Source organism: Leisingera sp. G5_S3_59_S7 (genome assembly GCF_054968485.1).
The window spans coordinates 1-12,103 of sequence record NZ_JBQKUH010000057.1; the positions used below are offsets into that span (position 1 = coordinate 1).

The 12,103-nt window shown below is 66.3% G+C and carries 13 protein-coding genes; 4 read left to right on the forward strand and 9 right to left on the reverse strand.

Features of this window, described 5'->3' with window-relative positions:
- The 7 genes from ACTRWG_RS18850 to cobA all read right to left on the reverse strand — a co-directional run.
- Positions 1-476, reverse strand: a 476-nt coding sequence (locus ACTRWG_RS18850; RefSeq protein ID WP_462829782.1) for a hypothetical protein, incomplete at its 3' end; no start/stop codon positions are given.
- Between the two features lie 120 nt (positions 477-596).
- On the reverse strand, positions 597-1,463 hold the full coding sequence (locus tag ACTRWG_RS18855) for a ferredoxin--NADP reductase (RefSeq protein WP_027237168.1): 867 nt from the start codon (positions 1,461-1,463) through the stop codon (positions 597-599).
- Positions 1,464-1,607: 144 nt separating this feature from the next.
- Entirely contained in the window at positions 1,608-2,003 is a 396-nt protein-coding gene (locus tag ACTRWG_RS18860) for a DUF934 domain-containing protein (protein WP_027237169.1), read from the reverse strand.
- A gap of 3 nt (positions 2,004-2,006) precedes the next feature.
- Positions 2,007-2,768: a phosphoadenylyl-sulfate reductase gene (locus ACTRWG_RS18865; RefSeq protein ID WP_259970350.1), complete on the reverse strand. Its 762-nt coding sequence runs from the start codon at positions 2,766-2,768 to the stop codon at positions 2,007-2,009.
- Between the two features lie 4 nt (positions 2,769-2,772).
- A complete protein-coding gene (locus ACTRWG_RS18870) occupies positions 2,773-4,437 on the reverse strand; it encodes a nitrite/sulfite reductase (RefSeq protein ID WP_027237171.1) in 1,665 nt (554 codons plus the stop codon).
- Entirely contained in the window at positions 4,430-4,738 is a 309-nt protein-coding gene (locus tag ACTRWG_RS18875; RefSeq protein WP_027237172.1) for a DUF2849 domain-containing protein, read from the reverse strand. The genes ACTRWG_RS18870 and ACTRWG_RS18875 overlap by 8 nt, the downstream gene beginning before the upstream one ends.
- Positions 4,738-5,493 (reverse strand): uroporphyrinogen-III C-methyltransferase, encoded by a 756-nt coding sequence (cobA, locus tag ACTRWG_RS18880; RefSeq protein WP_084299604.1) that lies wholly within the window; start codon positions 5,491-5,493, stop codon positions 4,738-4,740. Before cobA ends, ACTRWG_RS18875 begins: the two co-directional genes overlap by 1 nt.
- Before the next feature lie 210 nt (positions 5,494-5,703).
- Between cobA and ACTRWG_RS18885 the strand changes: the two genes are divergently transcribed.
- Positions 5,704-6,171, forward strand: coding sequence for an Lrp/AsnC family transcriptional regulator (locus ACTRWG_RS18885; protein WP_008553370.1), 468 nt, complete (start codon positions 5,704-5,706; stop codon positions 6,169-6,171).
- A 90-nt stretch (positions 6,172-6,261) separates the two neighbouring features.
- On the opposite strand, the gene ACTRWG_RS18890 is transcribed toward ACTRWG_RS18885, so the two are convergent.
- Positions 6,262-6,543 (reverse strand): hypothetical protein, encoded by a 282-nt coding sequence (locus tag ACTRWG_RS18890; protein ID WP_027237174.1) that lies wholly within the window; start codon positions 6,541-6,543, stop codon positions 6,262-6,264.
- 104 nt (positions 6,544-6,647) lie between these two features.
- Between ACTRWG_RS18890 and ACTRWG_RS18895 the strand changes: the two genes are divergently transcribed.
- Positions 6,648-7,556 carry a LysR substrate-binding domain-containing protein gene (locus ACTRWG_RS18895; RefSeq protein WP_036797491.1) on the forward strand — a complete coding sequence of 303 codons (909 nt, stop codon included), beginning with the start codon at positions 6,648-6,650 and terminating at the stop codon, positions 7,554-7,556.
- Between the two features lie 185 nt (positions 7,557-7,741).
- Here ACTRWG_RS18895 and ACTRWG_RS18900 read toward each other — a convergent pair whose 3' ends face one another.
- Positions 7,742-8,926, reverse strand: a complete 1,185-nt coding sequence (locus tag ACTRWG_RS18900; protein ID WP_462829783.1) for a cytochrome P450 — start codon at positions 8,924-8,926, stop codon at positions 7,742-7,744.
- A gap of 59 nt (positions 8,927-8,985) precedes the next feature.
- Here ACTRWG_RS18900 and ACTRWG_RS18905 point away from each other — a divergent pair, with 59 nt between their 5' ends.
- Together ACTRWG_RS18905 and ACTRWG_RS18910 are read left to right on the forward strand one after the other, a co-directional pair.
- A complete protein-coding gene (locus ACTRWG_RS18905) occupies positions 8,986-10,731 on the forward strand; it encodes an ATP-binding protein (RefSeq protein WP_462829784.1) in 1,746 nt (581 codons plus the stop codon).
- Positions 10,728-11,957, forward strand: a complete 1,230-nt coding sequence (locus ACTRWG_RS18910; RefSeq protein WP_462829785.1) for a sigma-54-dependent transcriptional regulator — start codon at positions 10,728-10,730, stop codon at positions 11,955-11,957. The genes ACTRWG_RS18905 and ACTRWG_RS18910 overlap by 4 nt, the downstream gene beginning before the upstream one ends.
- Positions 11,958-12,103 lie beyond the last annotated feature (146 nt).

Consider the following 12,103-nt stretch of genomic DNA (forward strand, 5'->3'; position numbering starts at 1 on the left):
TGATCCAGAGCGCTCTGGCCCCCCGCCTGGGGCTGCGGCGCCAGGAAGGCCAGGAAGGTTTCCCAGCCGGCGGCGCTGCTGCCCTGTTTGCGGGCGCGCTGGATTTGCAGCTGTGCGACGCCGACCAGGTCCAGCGGCTTGGACCCGTCATAGGCGCTGCCGGTGATACCGGCCAGATGGCTGCGGAATTTCCGCCCCATCGAATTCAGCAGAAGCATCGGCGCGGTCACCGGCTGGCCGGCCTGCACCAGCGCATCGAACATCTGGTCGATGTCCTGCGGCGTGATGGCGCGCGGATCATAGCGCGCTTTGACACCGGCGATTTTTTCGGGGATCGAGGGCTGCACCTGGCCCGGGCGGGCCTGAAAGCCTGCCACCGCAGCCTTGACGCGTGCCTTGCCTGCTTCTGTCCTGACGGACATGAAAACCGGCTCCTGCCCGGAGGCCAATTCATTCTGCATTTCGAGCTTCTCCATTCTGGATACTTGCTTCCAGAATACAGAATCGTCCCCAACAAATGATAAACGGGAGGCGGCGGCCTCCCGTCAAAACAGTGTCAAAAATCGGGCAGCCTGCGGGGGCAGCCCGGCGCAGGATCAGTCCAGGAACGCCTTTTCGACCACGAAATGCGCGGGCTTGGAGTTCGCGCCTTCTTCCAGGCCATAGGTGTTCTCAAACAGGTCCTTGAGCTCCAGGTTGAAGGCCAGGTTGCCGCAGATCATCGCGCGGTCGCTTTCCGGGTTCAGCGGCGGCACGCCGAGTTCGGCAAACGCCTCGCCGGAACGCATCAGGTCGGTGATGCGGCCCATCTTGGGGCTCTCCTCGCGGGTGGTGGTCGGGTAGTACTTGATCTTCTTCCAGAAGCCCTCGCCGATCACCTCGTTCAGCAGCTCGTCGTCCTTGAGGCTGTCGATCAGGCGCTTGCCGTATTCCAGCTCGCCCACTTCGCGGCAGGTGTGGGTGATGATCACCTCGTCGTAATCCTCGTAGGTCTGCGGCTCGCGCAGCAGCGAGGCAAAGGGCGCAAAGCCGGTGCCGGTGGCAAAGAACCAGATCCGCTTGCCCGGCAGCAGCGCGTCATGCACCAGGGTGCCGACCGGCTTGGGGCGCAGGATGATCTCGTCGCCCGGCTTGATGTGCTGCAGCTTGGAGGTCAGCGGACCGTCCTGCACCTTGATCGAGTAGAACTCCATTTCCTCGTCCCACGACGGCGAGGCGATGGAATAGGCGCGCAAGAGCGGCTTCTGTTTGCCGGTCTTGGGGTCCGGATCGCCCATCAGGCCGATCATCACGAACTCGCCGGAGCGGAAGCGCAAGGAAGCAGGCCGGGTGCAGCGGAAGGAAAACAGCCGGTCGGTCCAGTGTTTCACCTCAGTCACGGTCTGGGCGTCGGGCAGGGCCGGCACCGCTTTGGCCGGTTTCGGGTCGGTTGCAGTGTCGGTCACGGGCGTCATCTCATTCATCGGTTCCACTGCCGGAGGAGTAGCCGGCACCTCTGATTAATCTTTGATACAGGTCAGGGAAAGCCCCCGTTTTGGAAAACCGGCCCCGCGCGTGACGCAACGGAACCGGTTTCAGAGGCATTTCCCGGGTTCGGGAGGGCTGGCTCAGCGGGCAGCGGTGCTGCCGCGCAGGCGGGCCTGATAGCTGTGGTCCTGCCAGTTGGCGCGGGCCAGCCATTGGTCCTCGGGCTGGCGGGCGGCCAGCTCATCGCTCAGCTCCACCTCGTCAAAGCCGGAGCGGCGGGCCATCGCGTACTGATCGGCGATCACATGGCCGAAGGCGCGCAGGCGGCCCTCATAGCCCTTCAGCCGCAGCTGGCGGGCCAGGGTGAAGCCGCGGCCGTCGGCAAAGCTGGGGAAGGCGACCCGCACCAGCTCGACGCCGTCCAGCGATACCTCGTTCAGATTGGCATCCGAGGCCAGCTGCAGCACATTGGCGCCGTCAAAGCCGCCGGTCCAGTCGTCGAGGGCAAAGCCCGTGTCCGTCACGATAACGCTCATCGTTCAAGCTCCTGTTCGCACGAATTTGCCATCCACCACATGGATGCCGCATTCTTCTTTGTTTTCGCCGCGCCAGCGCCCGGCACGGGGGTCTTCGCCTTCCTTGACCGGGCTGGTGCAGGGCGCGCAGCCGATCGACGGGTATCCCTTGGCCACCAGCGGATGGCGGGGCAGGCGGTTTTCGTCCATATAGGTGCGCACGTCCTCGGGCGCCCAATGGGCCAGCGGGTTGATCTTGAGCCGCCCGGTGCCGTCCTCGACCTCAAAGAAGTCCAGCGCGGCGCGGCTGCCCGACTGAAACCGCTTGCGGCCGGTGATCCAGCCTTCATATCCGTCCAGCGCCTTTTGCAGCGGGATCGTCTTGCGCAGGGTGCAGCAGGCGTCCTTGTCGCTGAACCGCAGCGCCCCGTAGGGGTCTTTCTCGGCGATGTCATCGGCGCGGATGATGCGCACATTGCGCAAGCCCAGCCGCTCGCTCACCTCCTGCTGGTACAGCAGGGTTTCGGTGAACAGCAGTTCGGTGTCCACGAACACAACCGGCGTCATCGGGTCGATGATCGCGGCCATGTGCAACAGCACCACGGATTCCGCGCCGAAAGAGGAGACCAGGGCGATATGGCCCGCGTCCCGCAATGCGCCCTCCATCACCGAGGTGGCCGAATGGTGGCGGAAGCGCGCATTCAGCGCTTCCGCCTTGGCGGCCAGCTCCCGGTCCCGGAGAAGCTCGGCTTCTCCGGCGGGCCTATTTCCGGCTGGTTGGAACATCAGATCAGGCGACCTTTTTCTGAGCCTCGGGATAGAGCGCTGCCTTGAAGGGCTCCATGCCGATGCGGTTGTAGGTCTCGAGGAAAGTTTCCTCAGGCCCCTCGCGCCGCGCCATATAGACCTCGACGATGCGCTCCACGGCCGGGACGATCTCGTCATAAGCAAAGCCGGGGCCGGTGCGGGTGCCGATGGCCGCCGTCTCAGTCGCGTCGCCGCCCAGGGTGATCTGGTAGTTCTCCACCCCTGCGCGGTCCAGGCCCAGGATGCCGATGTGGCCCACGTGGTGGTGGCCGCAGGCGTTGATGCAGCCCGAGATCTTGATCTGCAGATGGCCGATGTCGTGCTCCATCTTCAGTTCGTCAAAGCGGGTTGCGATCTCCTGCGCGACCGGAATCGAGCGGGCGGTTGCCAGCGCGCAATAGTCCATGCCCGGGCAGGCGATGATGTCCGAGATCAGGCCGATGTTGGCGGTGGCCAGGCCATGCGCTTTCAGCGTGGCGTGGATCGCGGGCAGGTCGTTCTTGTGGACATGCGGCAGGATCACGTTCTGCTGGTGGCTGATGCGCAGCTCGTCATAGCCGTACTGCTCGGCCAGATCGGCCATCACGCGCATCTGCTCGGCGCTTGCGTCACCCGGGGTGGCCCCATGCGCCTTGATTGAGATGGTGGCGATGGCGTGGCCTTCGGCGCGGTGCGCGTGCAGGTTGGTGTCGGCCCAGGCGCGGAACACCGGGTCGTTTGCGTAAGCGGTGTCGAACGCATCGGTCGGGGCGGAGCGGAACTCCGGCGCCTGGAAATGCGTCTTGATCTCTTCCAAGAGCTGCTGGTCGGTGCCGTCGTACTGGCCGCGGATCGCCAGGAAGGCTTCCTCGGTCATCGCGCGGTAGGTGTCGATGCCATTCTCGGAGACGGTGATCTTGATGCGCGCCTTGTACTTGTTGTCGCGCCGTCCCAGCACGTTGTAGACGGTCAGAACCGCCTCCAGATAGGGCAGCAGATCCGCCTGCGGCAGGAATTCCCGCAGCACCTGGCCGATCATCGGGGTGCGGCCCAGGCCGCCGCCGACGATGACCTTGAAGCCGGTCTTGCCGTCCTGTTCCACCACCTGCAGGCCCACGTCATGCGCCTTGATCACGGCGCGGTCGGCGCTGCTGCCGGTGATGGCGATCTTGAACTTGCGGCCCAGGAACTGGAATTCCGGGTGGTCGGTGGACCACTGGCGGATCAGCTCGGCATAGGGGCGGGGGTCGGTCAGCTCATCCGCGGCGGCACCGGCGAAATGGTCGGCGGTGGTGTTGCGGATGGTGTTGCCCGAGGTCTGGATGGCGTGCAGGCCGACCTCACCCAGCGCGTCCAGCATGTCCGGCAGGTCGCGCAGTTTGGGCCAGTTGTACTGGATGTTCTGGCGGGTGGTGAAATGGCCGTAACCCTTGTCCCATTTCTCGGCCAGCAGCGCCAGCTGGCGCATCTGGGCGGAATTCAGGGTGCCATAGGGGATCGCGACCCGCAGCATATAGGCGTGCAGCTGCAGGTAGACGCCGTTCATCAGGCGCAGCGGCTTGAACTCGTCCTCGGTGAGGGAGCCGTCGATGCGGCGCTCGACCTGGGCGCGGAACTGGGCGTTGCGTTCAGCCAGGAAGGCTTCGTCGAATTCGTTGTACTTATACATTGGCGTCAGCCTCCTGCTTGCCGTGGAAGTAGTTGGAGGGGCCGGTGCGGCGGAATTCCTCGCGGAAGTGGGTCGGCTCGGGGCCGTTCGGGCCTGCCTTGGCGTCGGCCAGATAGGCGCCGACGATCTTGATGTTCTGCTTCTCCGCCTCAAGCAGGCGCAGCTGGGCTTCGGCCTCGTCGGTGATCAGCTCGGCCTCGGACAAGTCGCGGGTCCAGGTGTCCTGGGCGGTGAAATAGATCACGTCGCCTTCCAAAAGGTCGTTGGCGGTGATGACTTTGGGCGTAAAGGGGCGAGGCATTATGCAAGCTCCGTCTTGAGGTCGTTCAGGGCGGCCACGGCTTTGCGCGGGGCGAGGCCCAGGAATGTAAGGGCAGGGCCGCTGAACCCGGCCGCGTCCAGGTCGGCGGGCAGGCGGTCCAATGTGGTTTCCAGCACCCGCTGACCGGGGCGGGAGGCGTTCTCGACGATGGTCACCGGCGTCGCGCGGTCGGCACCATGCATGATCAGGCGGCCCTGCACGAAACGGGCGGATTTCTTGCCCATATAGACCGCGGCAACCTCGCCCGGACGGGCCAGCGCTGCCCAGTCGTGATCGGCAAAGCCGCTCATCGCGTGGCCAGTCAGGAACCGGACCGCGGTGTTGCGGCCGCGCTGGGTCAGGCTCTGGCCGATGGCGGCGACAGCCGCGGAGGCTGCGGTGATGCCGGGGATGATGCTGTAAGCGATGCCCGCTTCCTCGCAGGCGGTCAGCTCCTCATCCAGGCGGGCAAAGACCGCCGGGTCGCCGCCCTTCAATCGCAGCACCTTCTTGCCTTCCTTGGCCAGTTCCACCAGACGGGCATTGATGTCCGCCTGGGACACCTGCGCGCCAAAGCCTTCCTTGCCTGCGTCTTCCAGCACCGCCTGCGGGCCGGCCAGCGCCAGGATTTCATCGCTGACCAGACGGTCGTGCAGGATCACATCGGCGGCTTGCAGCGCGCGCAGCGCCTTCAGGGTCAGCAGTTCCGCATCGCCGGGGCCGGAGCCCGCAAAGGTCACCTGGCCTGCAGCCATACAGTCCATGCCGCCGCGGACGTGAGTGGCGGCATTGGCAGCATGTGTGGATGGTGCGGACATTCCAGTACCCTCTGCGGTGTGTTTGACTTGAGGGTAGATATAGGAAATATTCCCGGTATAACGCTATATGGGCGCGGAAATAAGAACATTGGTTTTGCCGGGGCGGGGCATCGGGCCGATTGGTCCTCACATAAGGAGAAAACAGGAATGACGGTGCGGATCGACGGCACGGACCGGAAAATTCTGGCTGAACTGCAGCGGGATGCCAGCCAGTCTCTGGACGAAATAGCCCGCCGGGTAGGGTCTTCCAAGACCCCTGTTTGGAATCGCATCCGCAAGCTGAAGGAGGCCGGCGTGATCGGCCAGCAGACGGTGCTCTTGGACCCGGAGGCACTGGGGTTTGAGGCCTGTTTCTTTGTCCTCATCCGCACCTCGGAGCATGAGGCGGAATGGCAGGCCAAGTTCCTGCAGGCCCTGCGCGACCGCCCCGAGGTGCAGGAGGCGCACCGGCTGGCGGGGGACATCGACTATATCCTGAAGGTGCGGGTGCAGAACGCGCGGGCCTATGACGTGTTCTATCAGGCGCTGATTTCAGAGGTGAAGGTGCACAACGTGACGGCGCTGTTGTCGATGGAAGAGATCAAATCGACCACCATGCTGCCGCTGGGCGCCTGACCGGCGGCTGCGGTTCTGCACCAGCCGGCAGGACCGGTGCCCTGCCGGCTGCCCCGGTTGTCACAGGGGCGGCTGTCACAGGGGCGGTTGTCACAGGGGCGGGCGCAGCAGCAGATGCCGCCCGTCCTGCAGCCGCCAGGGCGATGTGTCCCCGGCGCAGGGGGCCGGCAGGACGCCGATATCGGCCAGCAGATGCGGTGATGTTTCCGTCAACCGCTGCAGCTCGTGGCGCGGTACCTGCACCGCGTCCTGGAGTGCCGCAGCATGAGGCTCAGCTTTTCTAAGACCCGTCAGACCCGCAATCCAGCCAAGCACGCTGCGGGCTGGAGACCCATGATGCCGGGCGTCTGCGTTTTCGCAATATGCAGTCATAGCAAATCCTCCGTTCTGGCCTTTGAGAGTTAGGGCTGGAGGGGCTTGCGCGCAAACCAGTTAAACTCCACCATGGATCAGGAAAACTGACCCATGGTGAACGCATGCGCCTGCCGCCCCTCAATGCCCTCCGTGCCTTCGAGGCCGCCGCCCGGCACGAAGGCTTCATCGCTGCCGCAGACGAGCTGTTCGTGACGCGGGGCGCGATCAGCCGCCAGGTGAAGATCCTGGAGGACCACATCGGCGTGCAGCTGTTCCACCGCAACGCCCGCGGGGTGGAGCTGACGGCGGCGGGGCGGCGGCTCTATCCGGTGCTGACAGAGGCCTTTGCGATGATGCAGCGTGAAGTGGAGCAGGTCGCGGCGGATGCCGCGGAGCTGCGGGTGATCTGCCCGCCGACGCTGTCGATCCGCTGGCTGCTGCCGCAGCTGGAGCAGTTCCGCGCCGCGCATCCGGAGGTCAAGCTGCGGCTGACCACCGACTTCTACAGCTACAAGGGCTTCGAAGCTGCGGAATACGATCTGGGCATATCGCTGCAGAACCGGCCCGGGCGGCCGCCGGACATTGAGGTTCTGCCGCTGTTCGAGATGATCCTGTCACCGGCCTGCGCCCCGTCGCTGCTGCCGGCCCTGGCGGATGGCCCGGCGGCGCTGGCGGGCCAGCGGCTGCTGCACGAAAGCCCGCGCCGCAGCGACTGGGCGACCTGGGGGCAGCATTTCGGCGTGGGGGAGGTAGACCCGTCCGGCGGCGAGGTGTTCCCGAACCTCGACATGGCCACCCGCGCGGCGGTGATGGGGGCCGGGGTGGTGATGGCCGACCTGGTACTGTGCCAGGAAGAGCTGGCCCGGGGCGACCTGGTGCTGCCCTTCCCGCAGATGACCTGCGGCACCCCGGACGGCGCCTATGCGCTGATCGGCGAGCGGCAGAAATGGCATGACCCCAAAGTGGCCGCCTTCCGGGACTGGCTGCTGAGCGGCCCCTGCATGGCGGCGCTGTCTGCCCTGCCTGAATGACATCCCGGCGCGGGTAAGGAGGGGAACGGAAAGGGGGCGCTGCCCCCTCGGCGCTTGGGCGCCTCACCCCCGGAGTTTTTTGCCAAAGGTGAAAGGGGGGCGCCGCGCCGCGTCAGCGGCGCTTGGCCCAACCGGGCAAAGGGATCTTTGATCCCTGCCGCGCGGGCGGGAGTGCCCCCGGTCCCTCAGGTGCGGCTCACCATCAGCCGGGTCAGGCCGTGGAAGTGGTAAGTGTTCGAATATTCCGGCTCTGCCGCCAGTTTCAGGTCCGGGCAGCGCTCAAACAGGATCGGCAGGGCGATCTGCATTTCCAGCCGCGCCAGCGGCGCGCCGACGCAGAAATGCAGGCCGCCGCCAAAGCTTTTGTTCACCTTGGGCGGCCTGGACGGGTCGAACCGGTCCGCGTCGTCCAGCGCCGCCGGGTCGCGGTTCGCGGCCCCCAAGAGCAGCGCAACCTGATCGCCGCGCTGGAAGGTATGGCCGAAAACCTCTGCCTCTTCATAGGCGTAGCGGGTGAACATATGGAGCGGCGGATCAAAGCGCAGGATCTCCTCCACCAGCCCCTCGATGCCCGCGGGCGCCAGCCACTCCGGCTGCCAGCCCTGCTGCAGCATGGTCTTCACGCCGTTGCCCAGGGAATGCACGGTGGCCTCGTGGCCTGCGTTCAACAGCAGGATGCAGGTGCCGATCAGCTCATCCGTGGAAAGCTTGTCGCCTTCCTCCTCTGCCGCGATCAGACGGGTGATCAGGTCGTCGCGGGGATCGTTGCGGCGCGCGTCAATGTAGCCGCGCAGGAAGTCCGTGAACTCTTGCGAGGCCTTTGCGGCAGCGTGTTCGGTCGCTTCGGTGCGCGACGCCTGGTACATCGCCACCATCTTGTGCGACCAGCCCAAAAGCTGCGGTGCCATCTCCTCCGGCACGCCCAGCAGGCGGCAGATGGTGATCACCGGCACCTGGGTGCAATAGGTGTCCAGCAGGTCGAAGGGCTGGTCCGGGAAAGCATCAATCAGCTGGTGGCACAGATCCCGGATGCCCGGCTCCAGCGCCGCGATCTCGCGCGAGGTGAAAGCGCGCAGCACCAGCTTGCGCAGGCGGGTGTGGCGGGGCGGCTCGGCGTCGAGCATCGAATGCGCCTCCACCGCCAGGAAGGGGGCAAGGTGGGCCGGGCCGTCCGTGCGCAGCTCTTGCGGCACCTCGCGGCCGAAGCGGCGGTCGCGCAGCAGCATGTGTACCGCGGAATGTCCGAAGGCGGCAACCATGCCATAGTCCTGCCAGCGGTGCAGCTGGCCCTCGGCCCGGGCGGTGGCATAAAAGGGATAAGGGTCCTGCACAAAGGCGGGATCGGTAGGGGATTGGGTTAAAGTCTTCATATACCGGTTCTTGCCGCTGCATCTGGTCAATGCAAGGGGCGCTTTGATAACGTGCCGCCATGAAAACACAAAAATTTCTTCGCTGGAGTCTGCCTGCCGGGTTCCTTCTGGCCGTGGCGGCGCTGGCGCTGGCGGTCTGGTCCTATGGCTACCGCCAGGCACTGGACAGCCTGGCAGAGCGCAGTGCGGCCGATCTGGCCCTGGCCTCGGACCGGGTGAGCACGCAGTTGCAGGTCTATCAGGAGCTGGCGGTGCTGACCGCGGAGCATCCGGCGCTGGCGGATCTTGCCGCGCCTGAGGCGCAGGCCGGTGCGGCGGATCTGCTGCGGTCGGTGGCGGATAAGACCGCGGCGCTGGATGTGTTCTTTGCTGCGGCAGACGGAAATGTGCTGGCGGCGGCCGAAGGGGTGACCGGCGCCAGCGTGGCGCAGCAGGATTATTTCATCCGGGCGATGCAGGGCGCCTTGGGCACCGGCCACGGGGTGCTGCAGCCGGATGGCAAGCGGGCCTATTTCTATGCCGCTCCGGCCTTTGCCCCGGACGGCCGGGTGCGCGGGGCGCTGGTGGTGGTCGCTGACGTGGAAGATGTGGAGCAGACCTGGCGCGGCTCGCTGCCGGCGGTGTTCTTCACCGACGAGAGCGGCGAGGTGTTCATTGCCAACCGCTCGGAGCTGTTGTTCTGGCAGCGCGGCGCGGAGGGGCAGAGCCCGAGCGTGACGGGCCGGGAGTTCCATGCCGGGCATGAGATCTGGACCCTGCAGGGCAGCCCCTATCTGCCCGCCCGGGCGCTGCATCTGTCAGTCGGGCTGCCGGTCATTGGCATGACGGGCGAGATCCTGGTGGATGTGGCCCCCGCGCAGCGGATAGCGGTGCTGCAGGCGGCGGCGCTGGCGGCGGTGTGCCTGGCCCTGGGCGCCATGCTGTTCATCGTGATGGAGCGCCGCCGCACCCTGGCGGAGGCCAATGCGGTGCTGGAAAGCCGGGTCGAGGCGCGCACAAGGGCGCTGTCGGCGGCCAACCTGCAGCTGCGCCGCGAGGTGCGCGAGCGCGAGGAAGCGGAGGCGGCCCTGAAACGCGCGCAGGAGGAACTGGTGCAGGCGGGCAAGCTGTCGGCGCTGGGGCAGATGTCGGCGGGCATCAGCCATGAGCTGAATCAGCCCTTGATGGCGATCCAGCAGTATGCCGAGAACGGCGCGGCCTTTCTGGAGCGCGGCAAGGCGGCGCGCACCGGTGAAAACCTGGGGCGGATTTCGGACATGGCGGTGCGGATGGCGCGGATCATCAAGAACCTGCGCGCCTTTGCCCGCAACGAGAGCGAGCCGATGGGGCAGGTCGATCTGGTGCAGGTGATCAGCGCCGCGGCTGAGCTGACCGCGCCGCGGCTGAAGGCGGAGCAGGTGGATCTGCGCTGGCAGCCTGGCGACTATCCCGCGCCGGTTTATGCCTGGGGCGGCGAGGTGCGGCTGACGCAGGTTTTTGTGAACCTGATCAACAACGCTGCGGATGCAATGCAGGGACAGGTGGAGAAGGTGATCTCGATCTCTGTCGTGACCGGCCCGCGGCTGCAGGTGCGGGTGCAGGACAGCGGCCCCGGCATCAAGGAGCCGGAGAAGATGTTCGAGCCTTTCTATTCCACCAAGGTGGTTGGCAGCTCCGAGGGGATGGGGCTGGGCCTGTCGATCTCCTATGGTCTGGTGCAGAGTTTCGGCGGCAACATCCGCGGCACCAACACCGGCGGCGGCGCGGTGTTCACGGTGGAGCTGGAGCCGTGGAGCGACGCCGGGCAGAAGGATGATGCCGCATGACCCGCAAGGTGCTTTTGGTCGATGATGATGCGGCGGTGCGCGAGGCGCTGGCGCAGACGCTGGAGCTGAACGACCTGGAAGCGGTCACTGCGGGGTCCTTTGTGGCGGCCAAGGACCATATCACGCGCGGCTTCGACGGCGTTATCGTCTCTGACCTGCGGATGCCGGGGCGGGACGGGTTTCATCTGCTGGACTATGCCCGCAGCGTGGATGAGGAGCTGCCGGTGGTGCTGCTGACCGGCGAGGGCGACATTCCGATGGCAGTAAAGGCGATGTCGCAGGGGGCGTTCGACTTCCTGGAAAAACCTTGTGCCGCGGCGGATTTCCTGCCGGTTTTGGAGCGCGCGCTGAAGACCCGGGCGCTGGTGCTGGAGAACCGGCGGCTGAAGCGGCAGCTGGAAACCGGCGATCCGGCCTCTAGGCTGCTGTTCGGCAGCTCGCCGCAGGCGGAGGAGATGCGCCAGCGGGTGCGGGCGGTTGCGCCGACGGGCGCAGAGGTGCTGGTGACCGGCGCGCCGGGCAGCGGTATTTCCAAGGTGGCGGAGGTCATCCACCTGATGTCGCCCGCCGCGCAAGGCCCGTTTGTGAAACGCCCCGCCGCCGGGCTGGCGGCGGAGACGGTGGCGGAGCTGTGCCAGGAGGCAGCGGGCGGCTCATTGTTTCTGGACGAGGTGCAGGCGCTGCCGGAGGCGGCGCAATACGCGCTGCTGGCGCAGCTGGAGCAGGGCGGCGGAGTGCGGATCATCGCGGGCTCCAGCGCTGATCTGGCGGGCAAGGCGGAAGCGGGCGGGTTCAGTCCCGATCTGTTTTACCGGCTGGATGTGATGCGGGTGCGGATCCCGTCGCTGGCCGAACGCCCCGGCGACATTCCGGTGCTGTTCCGCCATTACGTGGCGCAGGCGGCAGAGCAGGCGGGGATTGAGGCGCCGGAGATTTCGCAGGATCATCTGGCGGCGCTGATGGCGCAGGACTGGCCGGGCAATGCGCGCTCCTTGATGTCGGCGGCGATGCGGTTTGTGCTGGGAATGCCGGAGGAGGCCGCCGCAGCCGCGGGGCTGGGGCTGGCGGAGCAGATGGCGCAGGTGGAGCGGTCGCTGCTGATTGCGGCACTGGGACGGGCCAACGGGCGCGCGGCTGCGGCCGCGGAAGCCCTGAAGCTGCCGCGCAAGACATTCTATGACAAGCTGGCCCGCTATGGCATCCGGCCCGAGGATTACCGCCGCTGAGGGCGCTGGGCTGTAGGGCCTTGAGGTTCGTCTGATCCGGCGGGGATGCCGGGGTATTAAGGAGGCGGCGCCGCCGGAAAGCCCCATCGGGGCCATAGGCGGAGGGAGGACGGGGGTCGCAAGCCCCCATGTCCGCTGAAGCCTTC

Bases quoted from the DNA above. Each gene is read 5' to 3' on its own strand.
- ACTRWG_RS18910 (WP_462829785.1), top strand. From the start codon at position 10,728: ATGACCCGCAAGGTGCTTTTGGTCGATGATGATGCGGCGGTGCGCGAG.
- cobA (WP_084299604.1), bottom strand. From the start codon at position 5,493: ATGGCTGCAGGCCAGGTGACCTTTGCGGGCTCCGGCCCCGGCGATGCG.
- ACTRWG_RS18865 (WP_259970350.1), bottom strand. From the start codon at position 2,768: ATGTTCCAACCAGCCGGAAATAGGCCCGCCGGAGAAGCCGAGCTTCTC.
- ACTRWG_RS18885 (WP_008553370.1), top strand. From the start codon at position 5,704: ATGACGGTGCGGATCGACGGCACGGACCGGAAAATTCTGGCTGAACTG.
- ACTRWG_RS18870 (WP_027237171.1), bottom strand. From the start codon at position 4,437: ATGTATAAGTACAACGAATTCGACGAAGCCTTCCTGGCTGAACGCAAC.
- ACTRWG_RS18905 (WP_462829784.1), top strand. From the start codon at position 8,986: ATGAAAACACAAAAATTTCTTCGCTGGAGTCTGCCTGCCGGGTTCCTT.
- ACTRWG_RS18875 (WP_027237172.1), bottom strand. From the start codon at position 4,738: ATGCCTCGCCCCTTTACGCCCAAAGTCATCACCGCCAACGACCTTTTG.
- ACTRWG_RS18855 (WP_027237168.1), bottom strand. From the start codon at position 1,463: ATGAATGAGATGACGCCCGTGACCGACACTGCAACCGACCCGAAACCG.
- ACTRWG_RS18860 (WP_027237169.1), bottom strand. From the start codon at position 2,003: ATGAGCGTTATCGTGACGGACACGGGCTTTGCCCTCGACGACTGGACC.
- ACTRWG_RS18895 (WP_036797491.1), top strand. From the start codon at position 6,648: ATGCGCCTGCCGCCCCTCAATGCCCTCCGTGCCTTCGAGGCCGCCGCC.
- ACTRWG_RS18900 (WP_462829783.1), bottom strand. From the start codon at position 8,926: ATGAAGACTTTAACCCAATCCCCTACCGATCCCGCCTTTGTGCAGGAC.
- ACTRWG_RS18890 (WP_027237174.1), bottom strand. From the start codon at position 6,543: ATGACTGCATATTGCGAAAACGCAGACGCCCGGCATCATGGGTCTCCA.